Annotated in this window: 1 protein-coding gene; it reads left to right on the top strand. The window is 51.1% G+C overall.

The window, feature by feature from the left end:
* Positions 1-138 precede the first annotated feature (138 nt).
* Positions 139-446: hypothetical protein (locus tag EOB49_RS37080; protein ID WP_206526181.1), on the top strand; the 308-nt coding region annotated here is incomplete at its 3' end.

The raw sequence follows: 446 nt of genomic DNA on the forward strand, positions 1-446 counted from the left end.
GGCTCGAAGCGCAGAAACGCCTCCTCGAAGCCCGGCCATTTCTGCTCGATGACGCTCCACACGTCAATTGAACATCGCTAGCCGATTGTATGCTATCGAAACCACTTAGGTGAGATCCCGGCCTTTTGGAGGCTTTCTGTGATTTACGAGACACTGTTTTCGCCTACAGAGTATGTTCCTAGCTCACTTGAACTGAAAAGGGCTTTGCTCACATTTGATCGGGTTCTTCTGTTCGACCCTGACGATCGGGATTTCTTTCCTCCACAAGCGTTTACGATAGCGATGGGGATGCCGCCCATCTTTGGAATGAACATCGGCCCAGTGAAACCGCTGGGAAAAGCTCCCGGTTATGATGATGCTTTTCAGAGACTTCTTGACGAGTTCTCGGTTGCAGGTCGGCAAGGACTCGTTGACGTGGTGTCATCGTATGATCGGTCTTCATCCGA

This window comes from Mesorhizobium sp. M7A.F.Ca.MR.148.00.0.0 (assembly GCF_003997735.1).
GTDB lineage: Bacteria > Pseudomonadota > Alphaproteobacteria > Rhizobiales > Rhizobiaceae > Mesorhizobium.